The organism is Bradyrhizobium sp. UFLA05-89, assembly GCF_059803475.1.
On record NZ_JBANBA010000012.1, the window covers coordinates 75,868 to 101,177 of the forward strand.

At 63.8% G+C, this 25,310-nt stretch carries 16 protein-coding genes and 1 pseudogene; 15 read left to right on the top strand and 2 right to left on the bottom strand.

The genetic code is table 11. The features are described from left to right. Positions 1-281 precede the first annotated feature (281 nt). The 3 genes from SO139_RS09240 (at position 282) to SO139_RS09250 (ending at position 4,502) form a co-directional block, all read left to right on the top strand. Entirely contained in the window at positions 282-2,240 is a 1,959-nt protein-coding gene (locus SO139_RS09240; protein ID WP_474799401.1) for a caspase family protein, read from the top strand. 29 nt (positions 2,241-2,269) lie between these two features. Beyond that, on the top strand, positions 2,270-2,356 hold the full coding sequence (locus SO139_RS09245; protein WP_449379324.1) for a hypothetical protein: 87 nt from the start codon (positions 2,270-2,272) through the stop codon (positions 2,354-2,356). A gap of 577 nt (positions 2,357-2,933) precedes the next feature. Further along, positions 2,934-4,502 (top strand): winged helix-turn-helix domain-containing protein, encoded by a 1,569-nt coding sequence (locus SO139_RS09250; RefSeq protein ID WP_449379260.1) that lies wholly within the window; start codon positions 2,934-2,936, stop codon positions 4,500-4,502. Positions 4,503-4,619: 117 nt separating this feature from the next. Here the strand turns inward: SO139_RS09250 and SO139_RS09255 are convergent, their stop codons facing one another. Continuing rightward, complete coding sequence (locus SO139_RS09255; RefSeq protein ID WP_449379259.1) at positions 4,620-5,780, bottom strand: ABC transporter substrate-binding protein; 1,161 nt, start codon at positions 5,778-5,780, stop codon at positions 4,620-4,622. Between the two features lie 327 nt (positions 5,781-6,107). Between SO139_RS09255 and SO139_RS09260 the strand changes: the two genes are divergently transcribed. From SO139_RS09260 to SO139_RS09285, 6 genes are all read left to right on the top strand, one after another. Beyond that, on the top strand, positions 6,108-8,510 hold the full coding sequence (locus SO139_RS09260) for a bifunctional diguanylate cyclase/phosphodiesterase (protein WP_449379258.1): 2,403 nt from the start codon (positions 6,108-6,110) through the stop codon (positions 8,508-8,510). Positions 8,511-8,731: 221 nt separating this feature from the next. Further along, positions 8,732-10,033 (top strand): MFS transporter, encoded by a 1,302-nt coding sequence (locus SO139_RS09265; RefSeq protein ID WP_449379257.1) that lies wholly within the window; start codon positions 8,732-8,734, stop codon positions 10,031-10,033. Between the two features lie 156 nt (positions 10,034-10,189). Then, positions 10,190-12,775, top strand: coding sequence for an EAL domain-containing protein (locus SO139_RS09270; RefSeq protein WP_474799406.1), 2,586 nt, complete (start codon positions 10,190-10,192; stop codon positions 12,773-12,775). 268 nt (positions 12,776-13,043) lie between these two features. Then, complete coding sequence (locus SO139_RS09275) at positions 13,044-13,508, top strand: YidB family protein (RefSeq protein ID WP_449379255.1); 465 nt, start codon at positions 13,044-13,046, stop codon at positions 13,506-13,508. A gap of 23 nt (positions 13,509-13,531) precedes the next feature. After that, entirely contained in the window at positions 13,532-13,687 is a 156-nt protein-coding gene (locus SO139_RS09280; RefSeq protein WP_449379254.1) for a hypothetical protein, read from the top strand. Positions 13,688-13,693: 6 nt separating this feature from the next. Further along, positions 13,694-14,521 carry a potassium channel family protein gene (locus SO139_RS09285; RefSeq protein WP_449379253.1) on the top strand — a complete coding sequence of 276 codons (828 nt, stop codon included), beginning with the start codon at positions 13,694-13,696 and terminating at the stop codon, positions 14,519-14,521. A gap of 61 nt (positions 14,522-14,582) precedes the next feature. Here the strand turns inward: SO139_RS09285 and SO139_RS09290 are convergent. Then, positions 14,583-14,933 (bottom strand): annotated as a pseudogene (locus SO139_RS09290) (HAD family hydrolase); the annotation flags it as partial. A 110-nt stretch (positions 14,934-15,043) separates the two neighbouring features. Between SO139_RS09290 and SO139_RS09295 the strand changes: the two are divergent. The 6 genes from SO139_RS09295 to SO139_RS09320 all read left to right on the top strand — a co-directional run bounded on the left by SO139_RS09295 (position 15,044) and on the right by SO139_RS09320 (position 25,304). Continuing rightward, positions 15,044-16,276: a cytochrome P450 gene (locus tag SO139_RS09295; RefSeq protein WP_449379252.1), complete on the top strand. Its 1,233-nt coding sequence runs from the start codon at positions 15,044-15,046 to the stop codon at positions 16,274-16,276. 303 nt (positions 16,277-16,579) lie between these two features. Then, the gene (locus SO139_RS09300) at positions 16,580-20,257 is read left to right on the top strand and encodes an AsmA family protein (RefSeq protein WP_498539954.1); all 3,678 of its coding nucleotides are present in this window, start codon (positions 16,580-16,582) and stop codon (positions 20,255-20,257) included. 198 nt (positions 20,258-20,455) lie between these two features. Continuing rightward, positions 20,456-21,577 (top strand): DUF2336 domain-containing protein, encoded by a 1,122-nt coding sequence (locus SO139_RS09305; protein ID WP_449379250.1) that lies wholly within the window; start codon positions 20,456-20,458, stop codon positions 21,575-21,577. Positions 21,578-21,611: 34 nt separating this feature from the next. After that, positions 21,612-21,851 carry a hypothetical protein gene (locus SO139_RS09310; protein ID WP_449379249.1) on the top strand — a complete coding sequence of 80 codons (240 nt, stop codon included), beginning with the start codon at positions 21,612-21,614 and terminating at the stop codon, positions 21,849-21,851. A gap of 289 nt (positions 21,852-22,140) precedes the next feature. Next, positions 22,141-23,874, top strand: coding sequence for a SulP family inorganic anion transporter (locus SO139_RS09315; RefSeq protein ID WP_449379248.1), 1,734 nt, complete (start codon positions 22,141-22,143; stop codon positions 23,872-23,874). Further along, entirely contained in the window at positions 23,871-25,304 is a 1,434-nt protein-coding gene (locus SO139_RS09320) for a DUF2252 domain-containing protein (protein WP_449379247.1), read from the top strand. The genes SO139_RS09315 and SO139_RS09320 overlap by 4 nt, the downstream gene beginning before the upstream one ends. Positions 25,305-25,310 lie beyond the last annotated feature (6 nt).

Below are 25,310 nucleotides of genomic sequence, written 5' to 3' on the forward strand. Positions count from 1 at the left end.
CTGATGGCTGAAGAAACTGGGATGCCGCCCCGGACCGGCTGCTCGGGAATGGATCGGCCTGTCTCCCGTGAAGCTCGACGGGGCTCTTGATCGATAGCGGTCCAAGCGGCAAGTCGCCCGGTCTCTGACGTGTGAGTGGCCAACGGACCGTGCCGAAGATCACAATTTGCCTTTCGGCTCATATCATATTCTTATTGAAGCATTGTTCTCCGTAGGAGGCACGGGTGAAAATCCGGTCGTCCCTTTCAGCGCTTCTCTTAAGCCTGCTTCCACTCCTGTTTATGGCGATCACCGACCGGTGCCTTGCCGATACGAGGGTGGCCCTGGTCCTCGGAAACGGGGCCTATCGCAACGTACCGCGCCTGACCAATCCGGCGAACGACGCCGCCGATGTTGCCGCCGCGCTCAAGCTTCTCGGATTCGAAACCATCGTGGCAACAGATCTCGATCGGGCCGGCATGGACGAGGTTGCGATCCGCTTCGCGCGCGCGGCGCGCGGCGCCGATGTCGCACTGCTGTACTACAGTGGTCATGCGCTTCAGTTCGGCGGAGTCAATTATCTGGCGCCGATTGACACGCAACTGACGGATGTCGCGGACCTGCGGCGTCTGGTGCGCCTCGACGACATCATTGCCGACCTACAGCAAGCCAAGAACTTGCGCGTTCTGGTGCTCGATGCCTGTCGCGACAACCCGTTTGCCAACGAACTCCGGCGCTCGCTCGGCGCCAGCCGAGCCGTTCCGCTCCAGCGGGGATTGGCCAAGTTGGACAACGCGCAAGGCATGATCGTCGCCTACGCCACCCAGGCCGGGCAGACCGCGGAGGACGGCGATGGACGCAACAGCCCATACACCACGGCGTTTCTCGCGAACATCAAGGCACCGGAGGAGATTGGGACAATCTTCCGCAGGATCAGCTCGGACGTCTATGAGTCGACCAAGCACAGTCAATTGCCCGAACTTTCCCTGTCGATCATCGGGGAGTTCTACCTGCGTGGAAAGGTGGAGGTCTCGTCGGCGCCTGAGCAGTCCGGCTTGTCCCGAACGTTGCTTGGCACGCAGTTCAATGCCGACGAAGTCCCCTTCCTATGCGATCAATGCCGTGCGCAGATCAAGGCTGCCTTCGCGGGCAAGCCATTGCATTCCGCTCTGGTCGTGGCGATCGACGGGGGATATTACTGGTCGACGGCACGACGCACCGCTCTGGAGGCACGCGCCAACGCGCTGGCTCTATGTTTGAATGCCAACCGGCAAGGCTGCCTCGTCTATGCCATCGATGGCCGGATCAGCTGGGACGAACCGCCGCCGCCCCTTCCGATCGAGCCCTGGTTTTCATCGAGCTCCGGCGTAGCCCGGCCCTTGAACATCCAAGACATCGGCGCGATTCATGCGAGCGATCGGGACAAGGTCGCCCGGCTCTATCGGGAGTTTCACGGCAAGGCTCTCGCCGTCGGGCCGGACTGGCAATGGTCTCTAACTGGCCGGGCCGACTCCGATAACGAAGCTGCTCGTATCGCATTGCAGAGATGTGGCTACATCACCCATTCGCCGTGCCGTGTCGCCGCGATTGCCGATTCGTTAGTCGTCGACCGCAACCTCCTCGATTTTGTGCCCCGCTCGATACCCGCAAGACCCCTGACGCAAAACGTGACGGGACCCGACTACGCGCTGACGGGACCGCAATTCCGGTCAAGCGAAATTCCATTCGTCTGTGATCAGTGCCGCGAGCAGATCGAGCAGCAGTTGAGCGCCAAGCCGGGTCACACCGCGCTCGCCATTTCCTTGTCCGGAGGCTTCTGGCCGACATGGGGGCGGGGCAGCGCAGAGGAGGCTCGGACGCGCGTCCTGGGCGCATGCCTAGGGGCCAGCCAAACAATGTGTTTTGTCTATGCCGTCGACGGAAAGGTGGTGTGGAAGGAAGCTCCGCTGGACGTTCCGCCAGCCCCCTGGTTCAGTCACGCAGGCGAGACACCGCTGGCGGTCGCCGATCCCATCTTCTCGGAAAGGGCACGGACGTACGTCGAGAAGTTCTATTCTCCCGCTTCCGGCCCAAAGGCGATAGCCTACGGCGAAGGTGGCTTTTACGGCTACGGGTATGGCGCGCTACTGAGATCCGAGAACGAGGCAGCGCGCCTGGCGCTTGAACGTTGCGGATTCCTGGTCCAGGCCACATGCCGTGTCATTGCGATCAACGATAGCTTCGTCGTCGACACTGACGCGATTGCGCGCCAGCGCCATTGAACTCCAGCGGCACTGGGCGGCTGGACGGCATGAACGAGCACGGGCTCGCCATCGGCCTGCATCTCGTGAAGGCGCGACCGCGATCGCCCGGCCTCATTTCCAGACGTCGCAACTGAGGCGCCTGAACCGCCGCGTTGCGCACGCGATTGACCGGCTGCCGCCGCTCGAAGGCTGGGCCGCGCGGAAGCTCAGTGCCGAACAGACGTTCACGGCGCTGAACTTCTCCGCCTCACCGGCCTTCCACAACTACGGCAACGCCCAGACGCTGCACACCACCGTTGCCGAGCCGGTCAGGCGACAGCTCTTGATCGGCATCGGCGGCGATGCCGCCGCGCTCGATGAGGATATGCTGGACGTTGATTTCAAATTGTGGGTCGCCGGTGAAGATCTCCCGACAAAGCAGCTCAGGGGGCAGCTCGGCTTGGGTCGGCTATCGCCCGGCGAACGAGAGCGAGGCTATACCGCAAGGTCTGAGCCCCGAAGCGGATGGGTTTACGAGTGCACGCCCTAGTCGATCGACCTGAACATCCCGTTCCTCTGGATCATCGTCAGAAATACTCTTGGTGGCGCGTCGAGCATCCGCACGCCGACCGCGGGGTCGACGAACGGCTTACATTTTCCTTGCCGGCGGCCTATTCTTCTGGCGTCAGACGTCACCATAGCGGCCTCAAAGGGCAACGGGGGGAACGTCCCTTGCGCTATTTCTTCGAACACTACGCGTTCGACACTGACCGGCGCGAGCTGCTGCGCGGATCTGACGTGGTGCCTACGACGCCTCAGGTTTTCGACCTGCTCGATTACCTGATCCGGCACAGGGAGCGCGTCGTCAGCAAGGACGACCTCATCAACGCCATATGGAAAGGACGTGTCGTCTCGGACGCAGCGCTGACGACCCGCCTGAATGTTGCCCGGATCGCAATTGGCGATTCCGGCGGGGAACAGCGCCTCATCAAGACATTGCCGCGGAAGGGCTTCCGCTTCGTCGGACGAGTGCAGGTAGCGCAAGAAAGCAAGGGCGCTGCAGTCACCGACAACGGGATAGAACCGACAACGCCCACGCTCACTCTCCCGGATAAGCCCTCTATCGCCGTGCTGCCGTTCGAGAACCTGAGCGGCGATCCCGAGCAGGAGTATTTCGCGGACGGAATGGCGGAGGAAATTGTCACGGCCCTCTCTCGAAACAAGCAGCTATTCGTCATTGCCCGGAACTCTAGTTTTGCCTTCAAGGACAGATCTGTCGAGATCAAGCAAGTGGCTAGGGATTTGGGGGTTCGATATATTCTCGAAGGGAGCGTCCGGAAATCCGGTAGTCGCGTCAGGATAACCGGTCAGTTGATAGATGCAGCTTCCGGCACGCATCTCTGGGCTGACAGGTACGATGGAGCGCTCGAGGATATCTTTGAGCTGCAGGATCAAGTCGCCGCCAAGGTGGCTGGCGCAATTGCGCCAAGCGTGAACCAAGCTGAAATAGAACGTGCCAAACGAAAGCCCACCAGTAATCTTGATGCGTACGACTACTATCTGCGTGGGGAGGCGGCACATTTCGAATACACGAGGGACGCCACGGATCGAGCCATTGGTCTCTACGAGCGGGCGATTGCGCTGGATCCGCAGTTTGCACTGGCCAACGCTGCACTGGCAGCGACGTTGAGCACCCGCAAATCCTGGGGATGGAGTACCGATCCAGAATCCGACAAATCTCAGGCCATCGCGTACGCCAAGACCGCTTTGCGTCTGGAGAGGCAAGACGCTTTGGTGTTGGCGCGATCGGCACTGGTTCTGACATTCAACAGCAATGAAGTCGAACTGGCCGATAGTCTTCTGGATGAGGCAATTCACCTTGATCCAAACGGAATGTCGGGATGGATGTGGGGTGGATGGACCAAAACCATCTTGGGCGACTCGCGAACCGCGATTGACTACCATCAGCGCGCATTGAGACTAAGCCCGCTGGATGTGCGCATCATCTTCGCACACGAAGGATTAGCTTTCGCCCACTTCTTTCTCGGCAACTATAAGGAGGGGCTTGCGTTCGCAGCCAACATGTTGCGTCATCATTCGACCTACACGCAGGGCCTACGCATGGCAATGGCTTGTCATGCCATGTTGGGCAACATAGAAGCTGCACAAAAGCTCTGGCAGCAAGTTGCCCTTCTCTCTCCGTCTGATTGTTTGTCCGGGAGGCGAGAGCGCGCTCCATGGAGAGATCAGGACGTTGCGAGATTGGAGGAAGCCTATCGCCTTGCTGGAATGCCGGACTGAGCGACCGTTCGTCTGCTATTTGCCCGGCAGGGATCTTTCGTGAGGTCCGCCATAGCGCCGCCATAAGGGGTGCAGCGGACCTCGCACGCGCCCTGACTGCGGTGCGGGGTACAAGCTCTAGTCGATCGGCTTGAACGTCCCGTCCTTCTGGATCATCGTCAAGAACACTTTTGGTGGCGTGTCGATCATGCGGATGCCAACGGTGATGCTGCTTCCGCTGATCTCGAAGCGGCCGACGTCGTTGATGGCGCGCAACAGCCCCGCACGCGTCGGGTTCGGTCCGGCCTTCTCCAGCGCCGCGGCGGCAAGGCGCGCGGAGATATAACCTTCGAGCGACACGAAGTCCGGCGTCAGCGTCGGGTCGAGCGTCGTCTGCGCCGCCTGGTAGTCGGCAACGAGCTCTTGCGATGCGTCCCAGGGAAACGGCACGACCTGCGAGACGATGACGCCTTCGCCCTCGGGCCCGAGCTCCTTGGCCAGCGCGTTGGCGCCGACGAAGGAGATGTTGACGAAGGTCGGATTGAGACCGCTGCGGTGCACGAGCTTGATGAACTCCGCGCACGGGCCGTAGGTCCCGACCATGACGATGGCTTCCGGCTCGGCGCGCCTGAGCATCCGCCAGGCAGACGCAACGGCCTTGGTGTTACGCTCAAAGGTGCCTTCGGCCGCAAGCTCGAGGCCGCGCTTGGCGAGCGCGCGTTTCACGCCCAGGAGACCGTCGCGCCCGAAGGCGTCATCCTGGTAGAAGATGCCGATGCGGCTGAACTTGCGGTCTTCGGTGAGATGCTTGATCCAGGCCTCGGCCTCCGCGCCGTAGGAGGCGCGGATGTTGACGACGTTGCCGAGCTCCAGATCGCGCAGGAATTCCGCGCCGCTGAACGGGCCGATGAAGGGAATGTTCCTGAGGCTGGTGATCGGAATGGTCGCCATCGCGGTCGGCGTGCCCACCGCGCCGATCAGTGCGAACACCTTGTCCTCGTCGATCAGCCGCAGCGTCTGCGCCACCGACCGGTCGGGATCATAACCGTCATCGCGGCTGATGAGTTGCAGCTTGCGGCCATGGACGCCGCCCTTGGCATTGATCTCGGTGAAAGCGGCGACGATGCCTTGCCGCATGCGCAAGCCAAGCGCGGAGGAGGGCCCTTCAAGCGCCGCAGCCTGGCCGAACAGGATCGCGTCGGCGCTGACGCCGGCCTCCTCGCTTCGCGCCGTCGGCGCGGTGAGCGCGACCAGCGCGACGGCCAGAACGATGCATGTCGCGGAACGGACTCGTGTCATGACGAAGTTGATAGGGGATTTGCGGTAATTACGGGAAGACGATAGTTCCGCTGTTCTGAACAGCTCGCTAACCGCGAGGCTGACCGCACTCCGTATTACTCCGGTGAAATCCGTGCAGATTGTTTCCAAGATGCGGCGACTTGCGGGGTAACCGTTAACTAAGCCCCGCAGTCGCGTGTGGTCTCGCAGTGAAATTGTGCACTTCTTAACCGAGCTCCATGTCCCATCGGCGTCCCGACGGCTCAACCAGAAGTTCGATCCGTCACGCCAGAGGGACGGCTGAGAGAGATGGGCGATCGCGATCAGAATGATCAGGATCGGAAGCGCATGATCGGGCGATGGAGCCCTGCGAAGCTAGCCGGGATCTATCGTCCTGCGCTCGTCGCAGCAGGCCTAGGCGTCTTGTTCTCGGTGGTGGGCGCGGCCGCGGTCGGGCGCTGGGAGGACCGCGTCAACAAGGTCGAGTTCGAGAGCGCGGCCGAAACCGAAGCCATCGTCATGCAGAACGGCATGAACGAATATATCAGCCGGCTCGTGGCGCTGCGTACCCTGTTCGAGTCGGCCAACGAGGACGTCACCCGCAGCGAGTTCGAGACTTTCGCCGGCCGACTGTTCGAGCATCACCCCGGCATGCTCCGCGTCGCCTGGCTGCCGCGCATCAACCGCAAGGAGCGCGCCGAATACGAGGCCGCCGCGGTCGCGGACGGCGTGTCCGGCTATCGCATCAAATCGTTTCAGGGCCAAGGAAGCGATCAGGGCTTTGCGACCGCGCCGCAGGGCGAGGAGTATTTCCCGGTCTTCTATTCCACGCAGCCGAAGACCTCGCTCGTCTACGGGATGGACTATGCCAGCATTCCGGATCGCCATGCCGCGATCGAGCGCGCGCGCGACCATGACCGGATCGCAGCGCTGCGCACGCAACTCTACGAGCCGCGGGAAGGCGGCCAGTCGCCCAACGTCCTCGTCGTCGTTCCCGTCTACGCCAAGGGCACCTCGCGCGACACGGTTGCCGATCGCCGCCGCAACCAGGCGGGCGTCATCGTCGCCGTGTTCGATCTGCCGCTGCTGCTGCGCGCCATCCGGACCACGACGGCGGCGAGTCCCGCGATCAGCGTCAACGTCTATCCGCCCTTCACGGCGCAGATCGTCAGCCTCGAGCAGTCGCTGCCGGATTTCTCGTCCTCGGCAACCGCGCCGCAATCGATGAGCGACGTGTCGAAAAGCGTGCACTGGTCGGGTGGCTTGCGGATCGGCGACACCGATTGGCAGGTGCGTGCCGTGCCGACTGCTGGCGGTCCGCTGGAAACCGCCTATGATCGCGCGCTCACGGTGCTGGTTGTGGGCATGCTTCTGACGCTGTCGCTGGCGAGCTATCTCGTGCTCGCAAGCCGCAATTCGCGGCGGCTGTCGCTTGCCAACCGCCGGGTGCTCGAGCTCGCCCAGACCGACATCCTGACCGGCCTGCCGAACCGCGCCTTCTTCCTCGCGCGGCTGGACGAGATCAACCGTCAGATGCGCGAGGACGGGCTGACGTTCTCGATCCTGATGCTCGATCTCGACCGCTTCAAGAACGTCAACGACTCGCTTGGCCATGGCGCCGGCGACCTCTTGCTGCGCCAGGTGGCGCAGCGCCTGAAATCCGCGCTGCGGGCCAGCGACGTGCTGGCGCGGCTCGGCGGCGACGAGTTCGCGATCATCCAGGAAGGTTGCGACGATCAGCGGGTGTGCTCGACCGAGCTCGCAGGCCGGATCGCCAAGCTCGTCACCGAGCCGTTCTTCCTGCCCGGCCACCGCGTGGAGATCGGCACCAGCATCGGCATCGCGATCGCGCCGGAGCACGGCAGCAATCAGGAACAGCTGCTGAAGAAGGCCGATCTCGCGCTCTACCGCTCGAAAGGTGCAGGGCGCAACTGCTTCACGATCTATGATGAGGCGATGTCGGCCGATCTCGAGGCGCGCAACGTGCTCGAGGGCGACCTGCGCGACGCCATCGCGCGCTGTCAGTTCGAGCTGCACTACCAGCCCTTCGTCGACGTCGCCAACGCCGAGCGCCGCGGCTTCGAAGCGCTGGTGCGCTGGCGTCATCCGACGCGCGGGCTGATCCCGCCGGACCAGTTCATTCCGCTCGCGGAGGAGACCGGCCTGATCGTGGCGCTCGGCGAATGGGTGCTGCGGCGCGCCTGCGAGGACGCGGCGTCATGGCCTTCGGACACGCGAGTCGCCGTCAACCTGTCGCCGGTGCAGTTCAAGGAGGCCGAGCTGTTCGACGTGATCTGCGCGGCGCTGCAGGATTCCGGCCTGCCGCCGGAGCGCCTCGAGATCGAGATCACCGAGTCCGTCCTCTTGGAACGCGGTATCGAGAACCACGCCTTCATGGAGCGGCTCAAGAGCATCGGCATCGAGCTGGCGCTCGACGATTTTGGCACCGGCTATTCGTCGCTCAGCTACCTGACGGCGTTTCCGTTCGACAAGATCAAGATCGACAAGTCCTTCATCTGCAATCTCAGCCATCGGCCGCGCAGCTCGGCCATCATCTCCTCGATCGTGACGTTGGCGCGCGGCCTCGACATGTCGGTGACGGCAGAGGGCGTCGAGACCAGCGAACAGTTCGAGCGGCTGAAGGGGCTCGGCGTGAATTTCGCACAAGGCTATCTCCTGGGAAGGCCGCAGCCGATCGAACGGATGGCGCTTGAGGAGCGGGTCTCCGGCTCGCAGCTCGACGCGGCCTGAGACCGACCGCCGCGCAAAGGTCAGTCGTGCGCCACAGCATGATCCGGAAAAGTGTGGAGCGGTTTTCCGAAAAGATCATTGCTCAAACAACAGCCCAAAGCGGGATGACGATTCATCCTGATCTCATCGCGCTTTAGCGTGGGCCGGGCATGCGCGAAAAGCGCTTGACCCGGACATCCCCTTAATGGTCGGAAAGATCGTCCAGGGATGAAACCATCACAATGCGGCTTCCGTTCTTCTATGGCTGGGTCGTAGTCGCGGTGACCTTCGTCACCATGGCCATCGGCGTCAATGCGCGCACCGCCTTTTCACTGTTCTTTCCTCCCATTATCTCCGAGTTCGGCTGGGAGCGCGGCGTCACCGCGGGCGCCTTCTCGTTCGGCTTCGTGGTCTCGGGCGTGGTTAGTCCGCTGATCGGGCGGCTGATGGATCGCGCAGGCCCCCGCGCGGTGATGGAGGTCGGTGTCGCGCTGATGGCGGGCGGCCTCCTGCTCGCGCCGCTCACGAGCCAGCCTTGGCATCTCTATGTCACCATCGGCGTCATGGTCGGCGCCGGCAGCGTCTGCCTGGGCTATTCCGGCCAGTCGCTGTTCCTGCCGAACTGGTTCATCCGCAAGCGCGGCTTCGCCATCGGGATTGCCTTTGCCGGCGTCGGCATCGGTTCGGTGACCCTGCTGCCCTGGGCGCAGCACATGATCGAGCAGAGCGGCTGGCGCAGCGCCTGCACCGCGATGGGACTGTTGCTGTTGATCGCGCTGGCGCCGATCAACCTGCTGCTCCGCAAGCGGCCTGAGGATCTCGGTTTGCGGCCGGACGGCGACGCGGCGCTGTCGCCGAGCGCGGCACGGCCTGTTTCCAACATCGTCGATCCGGTCTGGGCCGGTACCGAATGGACGCTGAAGAGTGCGCTGCGCACGGCGCGGTTCTGGTGGATCGCGCTCGGCTATTTCTGCGGCCTGTACATCTGGTACGCGGTGCAGGTGCACCAGACCAAATTCCTGCTGGATATCGGCTTTAGCCCGAGCGTCGCAGTGTGGGCGCTCGGCGCCGTCAGCCTGCTCGGCATTCCCGGCCAGATCCTGCTCGGCCATGTCTCGGACCGGATCGGCCGGGAATGGGTCTGGGCGACAAGCTGCGCAGGCTTTGCGATCTGCTTTGCTGCGCTGATCGGCCTGAAATTCGAAGCCTCACTCTGGCTCGTCTACCTGATGGTGTTTACGCAAGGTGCGCTCGGCTACGGGCTGACCTCGATCATGGGCGCGGTGGTGTTCGAGATTTTCGGGGGTAGGAATCAGGGCAGCATCTTCGGCATGATCATGCTGGCCGCGCTTGCGGGCGGCGCGGCCGGGCCCTGGGTGACGGGCATCCTCTATGATCTTGCCGGCGACTACACGCTCGCCTTTGCCATCGCGATGGTCGTCAGCGGATTGTCGGCGCTGTCGATCTGGCAGGCGGCGCCGGGCAAGGTGAGGGCGGTCGCCGGCCGGCTGCACAAGCTTCAGCCCGGAACCGGCGCCCGATAAGTCGCCTCCCTTCGCAATTCCGCGGCTCGTCTTTGCGGAATCTTAAGCATGTCTCATCTTGACGAGCCTACGCCAGGTTGAGCCAACTACTTGGACACCATCGGACCGCTAGGCTCGCCGCCCTTGTCGCACCTTGCGACGCGCCCGAGTCCAACAATGTCGGCTGAGGATTGCCCTGCAATCGGAACTCCGGAAGTCCTGCTGGCTGCGCTTGAGCTGGCCGAGGACGGCGTTGTCATCGTCGATGCCGATCGCCGGATCACGCATTTCAACGCGGCTGCGCAGCAGCTCTGGAAGCTCCCGCGGGCGGACGCGCTCGGACGCGACGTCGGCGTCCTCTCGCTCAAATGCTTGCAGGCCGACCCGGTCACGGATGTCCGCGACGAGATCAGCCTCGTGCGTTGCGACGGCACGCGGCTCAGGGCGGCCATCTCGCTTTCGACCATCACTGCCGACGGCGCGACCCACCATGTCGTCTTCGTTCGCGACGTCACCGAGGAGGCCGAACGTCGCGTGCGGATCGGGCTGCTCAACGCGGTCTCCGACCAGACCAATCGCGCGGTGATCATCACCGATACCGAGCTGAATATCCGCTACACCAACGCGGCCTTCGCCGCTGTGTTCGGCTATGCCTCCGACGAGGCCAATGGGCGGCGCGTGAGCGAGCTCGTGGCCGGACGCCACACCAACCGCAGGGCGCTTGCAAGGCTCGGCAAACGGCTGATGGCGGGTGGCCGGGGCGGCGAAGCCGAGGTGATGCTCTACAGCAAGGATGGCGAGGAGATCTGGGTCGCTGCCAGGATCGATGCCTTCCGCGATCGCAGAGGCCGGGTCAAGCATATCTTCGCCCTGATCGAGGACATCACCGAAACCAAGCAGTTGCGATCGCTCCAGCAATTGATCACGTGCGCGCTTGCCGACGAAGTCCCGATCACCGAGATCGCCGACCGGCTGTGCCGGCGCGTCGAGGAGATCGCGCCCGATGTCGTCTGCTCGCTGCTTCATGTCGATGCCGCCGGTTTCGTGCATCCCCTCGGCGGTCCCAGCCTTCCCGAGGACTATTCGCGGGCGCTGGACGGCGTCGCGATCGGACCCGATGTCGGCTCCTGCGGAACGGCGGCCTACTACGGCAAGCCGGTGCTCGCGGTTGATATCGACAGAGATCCGCGCTGGCAGCCATACAAGGCGATGCCGCTGTCGATCGGCTTGCGCGCTTGCTGGTCGACGCCGATCAAGTCCAAGGAAGGAAGGGTCATTGCCACCTTCGCCTTCTACTACAGGGAGCCGCGCGCGCCGAGCCGCTGGCACCGGCGCATCGTCGATGCCTGCGTCAATCTCGGCGCGCTCGCAATCGAGCGCAAGGAAGCACGCGCTGAGATCGCGCGGCTCGCCTATCACGACATCCTCACCGGCCTGCCGAACCGCGTGCAATTGCGCCACCTGATCACGGCCGCGATCGACGATTGTCGACCCGGCAGCCATGTCGCGCTGGCGTTTCTCGATCTCGACCATTTCAAGGACGTCAATGACACGCTCGGCCACGCCGCGGGCGACGAGCTGCTGGTCGAGCTGGCGCATCGCCTGCGCGCGCAGATCGAGCCCAGCGACATGCTCGGCCGGCTCGGCGGCGACGAATTCGTCATCCTGTTGCCGAACCGCGACGCCGAAAGTGCCGCGCGCGTCGCGAGCCGGATCACCCAGTCGCTCGCGGAGCCGCTGCGGCTAGGCGCGCGGCAGATGCAGATGTCCGCCAGCATCGGCATCAGCCTCTATCCTGATCACGCCACCGATATCGACACGCTGATGCAGCAGGCCGATGCGGCGATGTACAACGCCAAGCAGGCGGGACGTTCCACCCATCGCTTCTTCTGCGCCGACATGAACGGGCTGACCGAGCAGCGCCTCGCTCTCACCGCGGCGCTGCGCAGCGCCATCGCCGAGGACAAGCTCAGCCTGCGCTACCAGCCGCAGATTCGCACCGCCGACGGCGCGATCCATGGCGTCGAGGCGCTGGCGCGCTGGCATGACGTTGATCTCGGCGACGTTTCGCCGGCCAAGTTCATTCCGCTCGCCGAGGAATGCGGCTTGATCGAGCAAATCGGGCTGTGGTCGATCCGCGAGGCCTGCCGCCAGATGGCAGGCTGGCGTCGCGCCGGGCTCGACATCCCCAGCGTATCGGTCAACCTCTCTCCGATCAATTTCCGCAACCTCGTGCTGGCAAAGCATGTCGGAAGTGTCCTCGCAGCGCATGATCTGCCGCCGGACGCGTTGATGCTCGAGATCACCGAGGGCGCGTTCATGCAGGAGCGGGCGGTTGCGCTCGAGACCATGAAGGCGATCCGCGAGCTCGGCGTCGGGCTGTCGCTGGACGATTTCGGGACCGGCTATTCCAGCCTGAGCCGGCTGGCGCATTTGCCGATCCGCGAGCTGAAGATCGACCGCAGTTTCATGCGTGATATCGAAGCCGACGCCGGTGCGCTCGCCATCGCGACCGCTGTCGTGCGCGTTGGTCAGGGCCTTGGCATGACCGTGGTTGCCGAAGGCGTCGAGACCGAGGCGCAGCGCAAGGTGCTGGCCGAGCTCGGCTGCGACGTCGTGCAGGGCTTCCTCTACGCCCCGGCGCTGACACCTGTCGCGTTCGAACGCTGGCTGACCGACCATGGCGCCGACAGAGCGAGGGCGATGCGCGACCATCTCGATCGCGCGCAAGCCGATGCCGCGCCAGTCAAGCGCACGGCCTGACGGCAACAATGCCCGGGCCGTGTGCTCATCAAGGCAATGTCGCTTTCTGACGGCCAAGTAGAAAGTAGCCGCTCCGATTGAGCTTTGCCGGTTTTGACCCGAACGGGCAGGCAACGGCCACAGCACGAAGAACATCGCTTCATTGATTCAGATCAAGACCGCGCCTGTCAAAGGCCCACTACGGTCGACCGGATCAATCCCGTGGCGATTTCAGATGCGCGGATTGGAGAATCCATGAGCTAAATCTGTCGATCACAAGGAGGGTGAAATGAGCCGTGGCATGCCATCGATGACTGCGCTCCTTGGAATGCTTGCCCTTGCGGGATATCAGAACCGGGACAAGCTGATGGAAATGTTCAACAACGCGACGGGCGCCTCGTCCAAGCCCGGCGGCGGACAGCCGCAGGCGCAAGGCGATTTGTCGAGTGTCTTCGGCGGTCTGCTGGGCGGCGGAGGCGCCGGAAGTCTTCTTGGTGGCGGGCTCAACGAATTGTTCGATCAATTCACGAAAAACGGACAGGGCGAAGCTGCCGAGTCATGGGTGGGGCCGGGCCAAAACAAGGAAATAGCGCCTCCTGAGCTCAAGCAAGCGATAGGTCAGGATGTTTTGGCGACGCTGGTAAAGCAGACCGGACTGTCGCAGGAAGAACTCCTTGCCCGACTTTCGCGGGAGCTGCCGACAGCCGTCGATAAATATACGCCGGATGGTCGTTTGCCTCCTCGGGACGCCTGATCACCGCATAGGGAAACAACAGGATGAGCATCGTATGGACCATCATTGTTGGATGTCTGGCGGGCGTCGTTGCGAAGATCATCATGCCCGCAAGCACTGAACCCGTTGTCGGAGCGGTCATCCTGCTGGTGATATGCGGATTCTTTGCCGGGAAGCGTCGAGCTGGCTGTTTGATCTGATCGGCCATGGCGCTTCCTCAAACCCCGGATAAACACGGGTTGCTCGACTCTGTCGCCAGCCCATTTGAGCTACTGAAGACCGGGATTCGGCAACTATATGAGGGCGAATCTTCCGTCGGCGTGCGGTTCAGGTACGCCTTGCTCCTGCTCGATGCCGTCACGGTCTTGTTTATCATCGTGACATCGTTCCTGCCTCGCAGCCGAGCCATTGAATCGCTCGACCTGGTGTTCGGTGTCCTGATCCTTGCGGATTTCTCGGCGCGTTTGATTATCAGCCGACATCCGCTGCAGGAGTTCGTCCGTCTGTCGACATGGACGGATATCGTCGTGATCATTTCATTTCTTGCGCCGCTTGCCGGAGAAGCTGGCGGCTTCCTGCGCACGCTTCGAACATTGCGATTGCTCCGCGACGTTCGGATGGTGGCGCGGCTTCGCACCGACAGCTCCTTCTTTCGGCAAAATGAGGAAGTTGTCTTTGCCGTGGCAAAGCTCGCCGTATTTATCTTCGTGATGACGGGCGTTGTCTACGAGACTCAAGAATCTCACAATAAACAGATCGCCAATTACGCCGATGCGCTCTACTTCACGGTCACGGCGCTGACCACGACCGGCTTCGGCGACATCACCCTGCCGGGAACGACTGGTCGCCTGATAACCGTTGTCATAATGATCTTCGGCGTGACGCTTTTCCTGAATCTCGCCAAGGCCCTGTTGGCGCCGGCGAAGGTGCGGTTTCCGTGTCCGGTCTGCGGCCTGCAGCGCCATGATATCGATGCCGTGCATTGCAAGGCGTGTGGCACGGTATTGAACATTCCTGACGAAGGCTCCGACTAGTCACATGCCGCCATGGTTGCAGAAGGCGTCGATGCCAGGGCGCAGCGAGCTGCATGTCTGAGCGGCCGTTGGTGACAATGCCGAGTTTGAAGGCGTTATGCCGAAGATCACGCAAGAGGTCAGCCGCTCCCTGCCGCAGACGACACTGTTTGGGAAATGAGAGCAGATAATCGCTGAGAAGGTTGTCGCAGGCGTGACGTGCTTGCGGAAACTCCTGGCTCAAGGCTTGGTAGACCTGATCCTTCCAGACTCTACCGCGCTCTTCGAGTTGAATGAAACGTTCTGCGAACCGGCAGGCGTCGGCTTCTCGCATAGCCAGGACTCGCCGTGCCTGGGAAAGGATGAAGACTTCAACACTGGCTGTACGATCATGGAGCGTGCCCTCCAGATCGAAGAAGACTGCACACTGCATTGCAACTCGATACAATAATGTATTGAGTTGCGGGATCTAGATGGTCACGCCGCACGTTTTCCGGCCCCGCGGCGTGTTCGATGTCATGCGGCGAACGATTTGAGGTCACCATGAACGAGCATGCGCAGCCGGCAGCAACCGATCCGCTGTTCAATCCACTGGCCCCCGACTTCATCAGGGATCCCTATCCCCATTACGAGCGGCTGCGCGCGGTCGATCCGATGCATCTGACCCCATTCGGCTCGTTCGTCGCCAGCCGTCATGCCGAGGTGAGCCTCGTGCTGCGCGACAAGCGCTTCGGGAAGGATTTCGCTGAGCGCTCGAGGCGCCGCTACGGTCCTGAGATCATGGAGGAGCCGGTCTTCCGGAATTTGGGTCACACGATGCTCCAGGCCGATCCGCCGGATCACACCCGGTTGCGCGGTCTCGTGGTCAAGGCCTTCACCGCGCGGCGCGTGGAAGACATGCGGCCGCGTATCCAGGAAATCGTCGATCAGACGCTCGATGCGATGATCGATCGCGGTCAGATGGACCTGATCGGGGATTTCGCCTTCCGTCTGCCGGTCACGATCATCTGCGACATGCTTGGCATCCCGGAAGAGCACCGCGAGGGGTTCCACAAGGGTTCGAGCGATGGTGTGCGAATCCTGGATCCTGTTCCCATGACGCCGGACGAGATCAAGCAGGGCAACGCACGCAACCTGATGGCGCAGATGTATTTCCACCAATTGTTCGAGCTGCGTCGCCGCAATCCGGGAGACGACCTCACGACCCAGCTGGTGCTGGCCGAGGAAGACGGCAACAAGCTCACCAACGAGGAATTGACCGCGAACATCATGTTGCTGTTCGTGGCCGGTCACGAGACCACCGTCAATCTCATCGGCAACGGCTTGTTGGCCCTGCACCGCAATCCGGACCAGCTCGCACTGCTGAGATCGCGGCCGGAGCTGATCACCAACGCGATCGAGGAGTTCCTGCGCTATGATTCCTCGGTGCAGATGACCGGGCGCGTCACGCTGGGGGATATCCACGATCTCGGCGGCAAGCGAATCCCCAAGGGCGAGAGCGTGCTGTGCCTCCTGGGCTCGGCCAACCGCGATCCGGCTGTCTATCCCGATAGCCCCGAACGCCTCGACATCCTCAGAGACAACGTCAAGCCGGTGTCGTTCGGTGGCGGCATCCATTTCTGCCTGGGCGCCCAATTGGCGCGCATCGAGGCCGAGATCGCCATCAACACCCTGCTCAGGCGGCTGCCGGACTTGCGGATCGACGATGTCCAAAACCCCGAATGGCGGCCGACCTTCGTCCTGCGCGGTCTGAAGCGGCTGCCGGCGAGCTGGTGATAGCCCTCACTGCTGTTTCTGGGAGCCCCCTCCTCATCCTGAGGAGCCCGCCTAAGGCGGGCGTCTCGAAGGATGGCCGCGGGCGGGAGCGGGGCCTCTACGGTTCGAGATGGCGCTTAGCGCGCCTCCTCACCATGAGGGTCTGATTGAGCACCAGCGTTAACCTCCGCGCGCAACAGTCGCTGTGACATTGCCACACTTGCCCCTATATAAGGGGCAGTTCCGGCGCGGCTTAGGCTTCGATTTGGCTTAGACGTAGGCTTGGGTTTGGCCCGGGTGCCGGTTTTGGCCGAGGGGAGACCCGTGCAGACGACGCTGCTCGGATTGGCGATTGCCTTCATCATTGCGCTGCTGGCCGCGCTGATCGGGCCTTACTTCATCGACTGGAACCAGTTCCGGCCCCAGTTCGAGGCGGAGGCGAGCCGGATCATCGGTGTCCCGGTGCGGGTGGCCGGCCAGCTCGATGCGCGGCTGTTGCCGGCGCCGACGCTGCGGCTGCGCTCGGTCACCTTCGGCGGCAACAACGACCTCGGCAAGCTGCGCGCCGACAAGCTCGACGTCGAGTTCAGCCTCTCTTCGCTGATGCGCGGCGAGTGGCGGGCCACCGAGCTCACGGTCAACGGCATGGCGGCCGACCTCGGCCTCGATGCCAAGGGCCGGGTCGACCTGCCGTCCACGGCGAGCGGCACCTTCAACTTCGCCTCGCTGGCGATCGAGCGGCTGAATCTCACGGGCCGCATCGCGCTTCATGATGCCGCCAGCCGCTCGACGCTGGAGCTCAGCGACATCGCGTTCGCCGGCGACGTCCGCTCGCTTGCGGGCTCGGTGCGGGGCGATGGCAACGTCACCCTGTCCGGCACGCGCTACCCGTTCCGAATCTCCTCCGGGCCGAGCCCCGACGGCACCGCCACCCGTCTCCACATCAATATCGATCCCGGCGAGCGCGCGATCCTGGCCGATCTCGAAGGCGTGCTGGCCTTTGACGGCCGGCTGCCGAAATTCGACGGCGCGCTCACGCTGGCCGTGCCTCCGCCGAAGGAAACGTCGAAGGAAACGTCGAAGGACAGGCCGGCAGCCCCCGCGCCGACGCCGTGGAAGCTCACGACGAGGCTCAAGGCCGATCCGTCGCTCGCAAAGTTCGACCAGATCGATGCGAGCTTTGGCCCCGAAGACACCGCCCTCAAGGTTGCCGGCGTCGGCGACCTCAAATTCGGCGCCGCACCCCTGCTGCGCGCGAATTTGTCGGCGCGGCAGCTCGATGCCGACAAGCTCGCGGCCAAGGACAATACCGAGCCGCTACGCATCCTGCCGGCGCTGCGCGCAGGGCTCGCCGCGATTCCGCAGGCGCCAATCCCGGCGCAGATCTCGTTCAGTTCCGAGCAGATCATGCTCGGCGGCCGGCCGCTGCAAAACATCGCCGCGGAGTTGCAGACCGACGGCAGGTCCTGGACCTTCCAGCGGCTCGATCTGCGCGCGCCGGGCATGACCCAGGTCGCGCTCAACGGCGCAACGCCAGGATCGGACAGCTTCAGCGGCCGGCTCAGCATCGAATCCTCCGATCCTGATACGCTTGTGGCCTGGCTTCAGGGCCGCAGCGAGATCAATCGCCGCAGCACGAAGCCGTTGCGCCTGAGCGGCGACGTCACGGTCGCCGCCAACCATCTCGCGATCGACAAGCTGAACGCCGAGATCGAGGGTGGCGCGGTCGAGGGCCGCATCGCCTTCGCGCAGACCGCTGCCAACAAAGGCTCGCGGTTTGATGCCGAGCTGAAGGCCGACCGGCTCGACCTCGACGCCGCCGCAAGTTTCGTGCGCGGCCTTGCCGGGCCGCAAGGCGAATGGCCGGACGAAGCCAAACTGTCACTCGACGTCGGCCGTGCGATCTCGGCTGGGCAGGAACTGCGGCCGTTCGCCGCCAAATTCGGTTACAGCCCGGCCACGCTGGCGCTAGAGCAGTTGCAGTTCGGCCAGGCGAGCGGCGTGACGACGGAAGCGAGCGGCAGCTTCGATCGTGCGCATGCGACCGGCAGGCTGACGCTGAAGTCGGCGGCCAATTCCCTTTCTCAGCTCACGGCCCTGATCAACCCGATCGCGCCGGCGATTGGCGCGCGCTTTGAGCGCCTCGACGCGCTGCCCGGGCCGGCGCGCCTCAAGCTCGACCTGAACCTGGACAAGAACGCCGAGCATGCCGACCGCACCAATGCGCGCGCCGCGCTCGATCTCGAAGCGCCGCAATTGAAGGGAACGGCGACGCTGTCAGCGCAGACGTTGGTGGCGGCGATCAACGGGCTCGACCTCGACAGGCTGCGCAACAGCGACTTCACGCTGGAATCAAAACTCTCCGCGCCGCAGGCGAGCTCGCTGTTGACGCTGTTCGGCCTCGACCGCGTGGTCGCGGCGGGCGAGGGGGCTTCGCAGGCAGAAGGCAAGGTGAGCGGCGTCTGGGGCCGGCCGCTTCAGCTCAACGCGAAGATCGCGGGAGGCGGACTGGATGCGGACGCGCAGGGCAGCGTCGAATTGTCCTTGCCCGATCCGAAGGCCAGCGTGAACTTGCGCGTGCTCAACGCCAACCTCGCGCCGCTGTTCGGGATCGGTGCGGGCGAGAAGTCAGCACAAAACGTCAATCTGTCCTCGCGCGTGACCTTGTCCGGCAACAGGCTGATCTTCGATGATCTCGACAGCGCCGCCTCGGGCTCGCACTTGCGGGGTCGTCTCGCGATGACGCTGGACCCGGAGAAAACCATCGATGGCGAGGTCGGGCTCGATACGCTCGATCTCGTGCCGGCCCTGGCGGTGGCCATCGGGGCGACCGGGCGCGACGCAGACCAGCCGCTCGCGGCGGGGCTTCTCAACGGCTGGCGCGGCCGCATTGTCTTCCAGGCCCTGCGCGGCGGTCTGCCCGGTGGCGTCGAGATGCGGCCCTTCAGCGGCGCGATCCGCAATGACGGCCAGTCGCTGGCACTGGATTCCCTGAAAGGCGGCATCGGCGGCGGCGAGATGACCGCAAGCATCGATGCACGTGACAGTCCCAACGGGCTGTCGCTGAACGCGCGCATCCAGCTTGCCAATGTCGATGCGACGGTGCTGCGCTATCGCAATCTCACGATGCCGAAGGGCCGCGCCTCGGTGCAGATGGCGCTGTCGGCCCAGGGCCGCAGCATTGCGGCGCTGACCGGCGCGCTCGCCGGCAACGGCACCGTGACGCTGGAGTCGGCCGAGCTTGCCGGGCTCGATCCGCGCGCCTTCGAGCTCGCGATCCGCGCCAGCGATGGCGGCCAGGTCGCCGACGACTCAAGGCTCAGGCAGCTCGTCGAGTCTGCGCTGTCGGCAGGCCCGCTGAGGATCGGCTCGGCGCAGATCCCGTTCACGATCCGCGACGGCCGCCTGCGCGTCGGCGCGACCACGCTAGAGGCAAAGAACGCCCGCGCCATCGTCTCCGGCGGCTATGACATTCCCGCCGACCAGGCCGACATCCGCGCCAGCCTGACGCCGATCATGACCGGCCTCTCCGGCGCGCCTCCGGAAATCCAAGTGTTCGCGGCGGGCCCGCCGGACAAGCTCAACCGTACCGTCGATCTCACGCCGCTGTCCTCGTGGCTGGCGGTGCGGACGATCGACCGCGAGACGCGGCGCCTCGACGCGATCGAGCGCGGCGAGCCGCCGCCGGCGACCGCGGCACTGCCGCGACTCGTGTCACCTGACGCAGCGCCCGAGCCGCCGCCGGTCGACGTGCCGATGCCCGGCCGCGATCCTCGACGCGCCCAGCCCAAGGCTAAAGTCGAGCCCAAGGCCGCGCCGACACCGCGCTCGTCACTGGCTGCACCGGGTCCTTCGGGCCCTTCGATTTCAAGCCCGCCGATCGCGAGCCAGCAGGTGGCGCCGCTGCCGCCGCCGATCGAGGTCAGGCCCGCGCCCGGTCCTCCGCCGCCAAGGCCCAAGCCGAAGCCGCCGCTGGTCCTGGTGCCGCAGTCCAATCCGTAAAACTCGCATGCTGGCGCAGGCGTGGGGCGTTGCGCGGGCGTAAAGCCATTCGCGTAAACTTTAGCGAATTTTGCTCGGAAAAACTGATTTGCCGATTTTACCGAATTCTCGCGTTTGACCGCTAGCGTGGTTCCCAGAGGAATTCGGCGTCCTGCCAAAGCGGACAGGACGGCCCGCCAAGAACTGGGGACATTCGCCATGAACGAAGCGAAATCGCTTCTGCAGGATCTGGACGACGCGATCGCGCGCGGCACCGACGAAAGCCGTGCACGTGCATTGTGGCATGCGACCGACCTGTTGATGACCGGCCGCTACAGTGCCGACGAGATCAGCATGTTCGGCGAGGTGATCGGCAAGCTCGCGGACGAGATCGAGGTGGCGGCGCGGGCGCAGCTCTCCGACCTGATGGTCGCCTGCGACCACGCCCCGCTCAACGTGCTGCATCAGCTCGCCTTCGACGACGAGATCGCGGTCGCCGGCCCCGTGCTGCGCGAGTCCGACCGGCTCGACGAGAAAACGCTGATCGAGAATGCCCTGAGCAAGGGGCAGGATCACCTTCTGGCGATCTCTCAGCGCAAGTCGATCGGCGAGGCCGTGACCGACGTGCTGGTCAAGCGTGGCAACCAGGAGGTCGTGACCTCGGTCGCCAGGAATGAGGGCGCACGCTTCTCGGGCTCCAGCCTGCTGCACATGGTGAGGCGCGCCGACGGCGATTCGATCCTCGCCGAGCAGCTCGGCCTGCGCAAGGACGTGCCGCGGCACATCTTCCAGCAGCTCATTGCGAAAGCGTCGGAGGACGTCCGCCGCCGGCTCGCGAGCGAGCGGCCGGAGATGATGTCTCAGATCCAGAGCTCGGTGACCGACGTCACCGGCGACCTGCAATCGAAATTCGGGCCGTCGTCGCGGACCTATTTCGTCGCCAAGCGCGTGGTGACGACGCAGCACCGCCAGGGCAACCTCAACCAGGATTCGATCTCGAACTATGCGCGCCAGCACCGTTTCGACGAGGTGCAGATCGGCCTGTCGCTGCTCTCGGCGCTGCCGGTCGACGTGATCGAGCGGGCGCTGATGGACCGCAATCGCGAGATGCTGCTCGTGCTGTGCAAGGCGCTGAATTTCTCGTGGGACACGACGATGTCGCTGTTGTTCCTCGGCGCCAAGGATCATCTGATCACTGCGCGCGATCTCAAGGACAACGAGCGCGAGTTCGGCCGCCTCAAGATCGAGACGTCACGCAGCATCCTGAAATTCTACCAGTCGCGCAAGAACAGCACCGCCGCCGATCCGACGGCAGGCCGCGCCGAACTCCAGATGCACTGAGCGCCATCGGGAAATCGAGAGGGGAGTATTTGCCATGTTGCCTCAATTCGGCACCGCAGCTCGCAAGAAACTCAACAAGTCGCTGAGCACCGACGCCGGCGGCGCGAAGCCCGACAAGGCCTCGGTCGACGCAGCGTGGCTCGTGCTCGAGGCCGCCAACGATCTCGGCGACCATGCCGCGGTGGAAGCCTGCCGCCGGGTGATCGACGCCGACCTCAACGGCACCGCCGCCGGCCGCTCCGACCTCGACCTCGTGCTGGATTATTTTCGGTAGGTCGAGAGAGCAGTCCAGAAGCCCGGATGGAGCGCAGCGCAATCCGGGACGGTCTGATCCGCCGGCACAAGATCCCGGATTTCGCTACGCTCCACCGGGCTACGCGCCCTTCTCGATAATCAGGGATTGTGGATGGAGCGAAACCCATCATCTCTCCCCCGATCAAGCACGCCACTGTCATCGTCCCTGGCTCCGGCTGGCGATCCCGGAGAGGCGGCGTTGATCTTGATCAATGGTTTGGGCTGAGAACCACATGCAATGACTGCTTCCGTCCGCGGACAGTTGGATCATGGCGATTTCCGGCCTCGTCTCGGTGCCTCACAGACTGCTTCCGATGCTCGATTGGATACCGGGCTATCGGCGCGAATGGCTGGTGCCGGACGCGCTTGCAGGTGTCGCGCTCTGGGCAGTGATGGTGCCCGAAGGAATGGCTTACGCCGGGATCGTCGGCGTACCGCCGATCATGGGGCTCTATACGATCGTACCGGCGTTGCTCGCCTATGCGCTGTTTGGCACGTCGCGCCAGCTCGTTGTCGGACCGGATACCGCGACCGGCCTGATCTCTGCATTGACGGTCGGCGCCGTCGCGGCGCACGGCACGACCGAGTTCAATTCCCTTACGTCCACCCTGGCCGTCATGATCGGGGTCCTCTTCCTGTTCTTCGGCATCGCGCGCATGGGATGGGTCGCGAGCTTTATCCCTACGCCTGTCATGCGCGGCTTCATCGAAGGCCTGGTCTACGTGACCATCATCGGCCAGGTGCCTCATCTGCTCGGGATCAGCGGCGTGTCCGGCAATTTCTTCGAAAAGCTCTGGCACGTCCTGCAGCATCTCGCGGAAGTTTCGCTCGCGCCGGCCCTGACCGGACTGTTGTGCCTCGCGGCGATGTTGTTGCTCCGTCATTGGGCGCCGAGCATTCCGGCGGCGCTCGTGGTCATGTCCTTGGCAACGATCCTGGTCGGACTGCTCGGAGGAGAGGCCGTTGGCGTACACGTCGCCGGCCATATCCCCTCCGGCCTGCCAGGGTTCACAATGCCAAACCTGGACGGTCCGGTCCTGCGCGAACTCGCGCCGGGCGCGCTTGCGATCGTCCTGGTTGGCTATGCCGAGGCTTTGGGCGCCGCGAAAGCGGCGGCCCTGCAGGATGGAAACGATATCGATCCGAACCAGGAGCTGATCGCTCATGGGCCTGCAAACATCCTGACCGGCCTGTTCGGAGGATTTCTCGTTGTCGGCAGCCTTTCGAAGACGTCGGTGGCCATGGCGGCTGGCGCGCGCAGCCAGATCGCCAACCTGATCGCCGCGGTATTCTGCTTCCTGACCCTGATCCTGCTGACACCGTTATTCCGAAACATGCCCGAGCCGGCGCTGGCAGCCATTGTCATTGCGGCGATGCTGCACCTCACAAAGCCGACCTACCTGCATGACGTGTTGGTCCGCAGCCGCTGGTCGTTTGCGGTCGCGCTTATCGTCATCACGGGCGAACTGACGTTGGGCGTGTTGCAGGGCATCGCGATCGGAGTCGTGCTGTCGCTCCTGAGGTTGATCTATCTGGCCAGCCGTCCCAAGGGCGCCGCGCTGGGACAACTGCCAGGCACGGAAGCCTACCGTGATGTCCGGGTTCATCCGGAAGCAATCACGTTTCCAGGGCTCCTGATCTGGCGCGTCGGCGGCGACCTCTTCTTCGCGAGCGTTGGTCACATCGGCGCCGGGCTGCGCGCCTCGATCGCGGCGCCGCCGCCGGTAAAACGCGTGCTCTTCGATCTCGCCTCGGTGGATTTCATGGATATCACCGGAGGTGATGAGCTGCTGCGGCTGGTCCGGGAGCTGCAGAAGAAGGGGATCGGCGTGGCATTCGTCCGCGTTCGTGATCCCATTCGCGAGGACATGCGGCGCGCCGGCATAGAAGCGGCCGTAGGGCCGGACGGATTCTATGAGCGCATCACGGACGGCGTGCGCGCCTGGCACCAGCGCGCCGGTGATTTCCCCTGCAGCGGTCGCAGCTCCGGGAGCCAATCATGAGAGTGGCCAATCTGCAGCCGCCGTCCACATTCTACCGCATGATCGAGGCGCATGGCGATCGTGCCCTGATCGACAGCTTCCTGCTGAAGCGGCCGTCCGTCAGAGAGCGCCTGGCGGCGGGCAAGGCGTTGCGAAAACAGGTTCCCCGCTCGGCGCAGGCTAACTTCGAGCCAGCAGCGAGGCGCGCGGATCCCGTCGACATTCTGGCGCAGCAGGATGCCGGCCGGGTCAAGGAGCTCCTGCCGATCAAATACGGCCGCATGCTCGAAAATCCCTTTGCATTCTTTCGCGGAGCTGCGGCCATCATGGCGAGCGATCTGGCGGGCCTGCCGATCTCAGGCACTGCCGTGGTTGGATGCGGTGACGCGCACGTCAAGAACTTCGGCGTCTATGCTTCGGCCGAACGTAATCTCATCTTTGCAATCAACGACTACGATGAAGTCTATGTGGCTCCGTGGGAATGGGACCTCAAGCGGCTGGCAGCGAGCGCGGCGGTGGCGGCGCAATGCCTCGGCGGTGACAGAGTGAAATGCGAACAGGCCGCCCGCGAATGTGTCGCCATTTATCGTGAGCGCATCTTTCGCTACGCTGAAATGGGCTATCTGGAAGTCTGGTATGATCGGATCGACGAGCGCGCCATTCTTGACGGCCTGCCGTCCAGGATGCGCCGTATAGCCCTCGACGTCATCGACAAGGTGCGACACATCCGGCCGCTCGAAAAGCTGACCGAGCAAGTGAACGGCAAGCACCGCTTCATCGAGCACATTCCCCTGATCGAGCGCACGACGCGGAGCTCATCCGGTACGCCCGCGCGGGTGTTCCTGGACCGTCTTCTCCAGGCCTACATCGATTCCATGACTTACGATCGGAGGCTGCTGCTGTCGCGTTACCAACTGGTCGATTTCGCGCGCAAGGTGGTCGGGATCGGAAGCGTCGGCACGCGGTGCTGGGTACTTTTGCTTCAGGGTGTCGACGAGAGCGACCCGCTCTTTCTCCAGATCAAGGAAGCACAACGCTCCGTGCTTGCGTCCCATGTCGGGATCAAGCTGCCCTTCGAGCACCAGGGGCGCAGGGTGGTGGTCGGCCAGCGACTGATGCAGGGATCGCCCGACATCTTCCTCGGCTGGGGACGGGCCGATGGACGGGATTTCTACGTTCGGCAGCTTTCGGAACTGAAGGGTGGGGCCGCACTCGAGGATCTGGAGTCGCTGCCCGACTATTGCGGCATGTGCGGCTGGGCCCTGGCACTGGCGCACGCCAAGTCAGGCGATGCCGCGACGATCGCAGGTTATTGCGGCAAGAGCGATGCACTAGATGACGCGATCGGCAAATTTGCGATCGGCTATGCCGGGCAGACCGAACGGGACTTCGAGTTGTTTGCCAAATCGAGGAGAACAGGCCGGATCAAGGTCGCATCGGTTCTTGCGTGACGTCTC

Bases quoted from the DNA above. Each gene is read 5' to 3' on its own strand.
- SO139_RS09255 (WP_449379259.1), bottom strand. From the start codon at position 5,780: ATGACACGAGTCCGTTCCGCGACATGCATCGTTCTGGCCGTCGCGCTG.
- SO139_RS09265 (WP_449379257.1), top strand. From the start codon at position 8,732: ATGCGGCTTCCGTTCTTCTATGGCTGGGTCGTAGTCGCGGTGACCTTC.
- SO139_RS09280 (WP_449379254.1), top strand. From the start codon at position 13,532: ATGAGCATCGTATGGACCATCATTGTTGGATGTCTGGCGGGCGTCGTT.
- SO139_RS09295 (WP_449379252.1), top strand. From the start codon at position 15,044: ATGAACGAGCATGCGCAGCCGGCAGCAACCGATCCGCTGTTCAATCCA.
- SO139_RS09310 (WP_449379249.1), top strand. From the start codon at position 21,612: ATGTTGCCTCAATTCGGCACCGCAGCTCGCAAGAAACTCAACAAGTCG.
- SO139_RS09315 (WP_449379248.1), top strand. From the start codon at position 22,141: ATGGCGATTTCCGGCCTCGTCTCGGTGCCTCACAGACTGCTTCCGATG.
- SO139_RS09260 (WP_449379258.1), top strand. From the start codon at position 6,108: ATGATCGGGCGATGGAGCCCTGCGAAGCTAGCCGGGATCTATCGTCCT.
- SO139_RS09245 (WP_449379324.1), top strand. From the start codon at position 2,270: ATGAACGAGCACGGGCTCGCCATCGGCCTGCATCTCGTGAAGGCGCGA.
- SO139_RS09320 (WP_449379247.1), top strand. From the start codon at position 23,871: ATGAGAGTGGCCAATCTGCAGCCGCCGTCCACATTCTACCGCATGATC.
- SO139_RS09305 (WP_449379250.1), top strand. From the start codon at position 20,456: ATGAACGAAGCGAAATCGCTTCTGCAGGATCTGGACGACGCGATCGCG.
- SO139_RS09270 (WP_474799406.1), top strand. From the start codon at position 10,190: ATGTCGGCTGAGGATTGCCCTGCAATCGGAACTCCGGAAGTCCTGCTG.
- SO139_RS09285 (WP_449379253.1), top strand. From the start codon at position 13,694: ATGGCGCTTCCTCAAACCCCGGATAAACACGGGTTGCTCGACTCTGTC.
- SO139_RS09275 (WP_449379255.1), top strand. From the start codon at position 13,044: ATGAGCCGTGGCATGCCATCGATGACTGCGCTCCTTGGAATGCTTGCC.
- SO139_RS09240 (WP_474799401.1), top strand. From the start codon at position 282: ATGGCGATCACCGACCGGTGCCTTGCCGATACGAGGGTGGCCCTGGTC.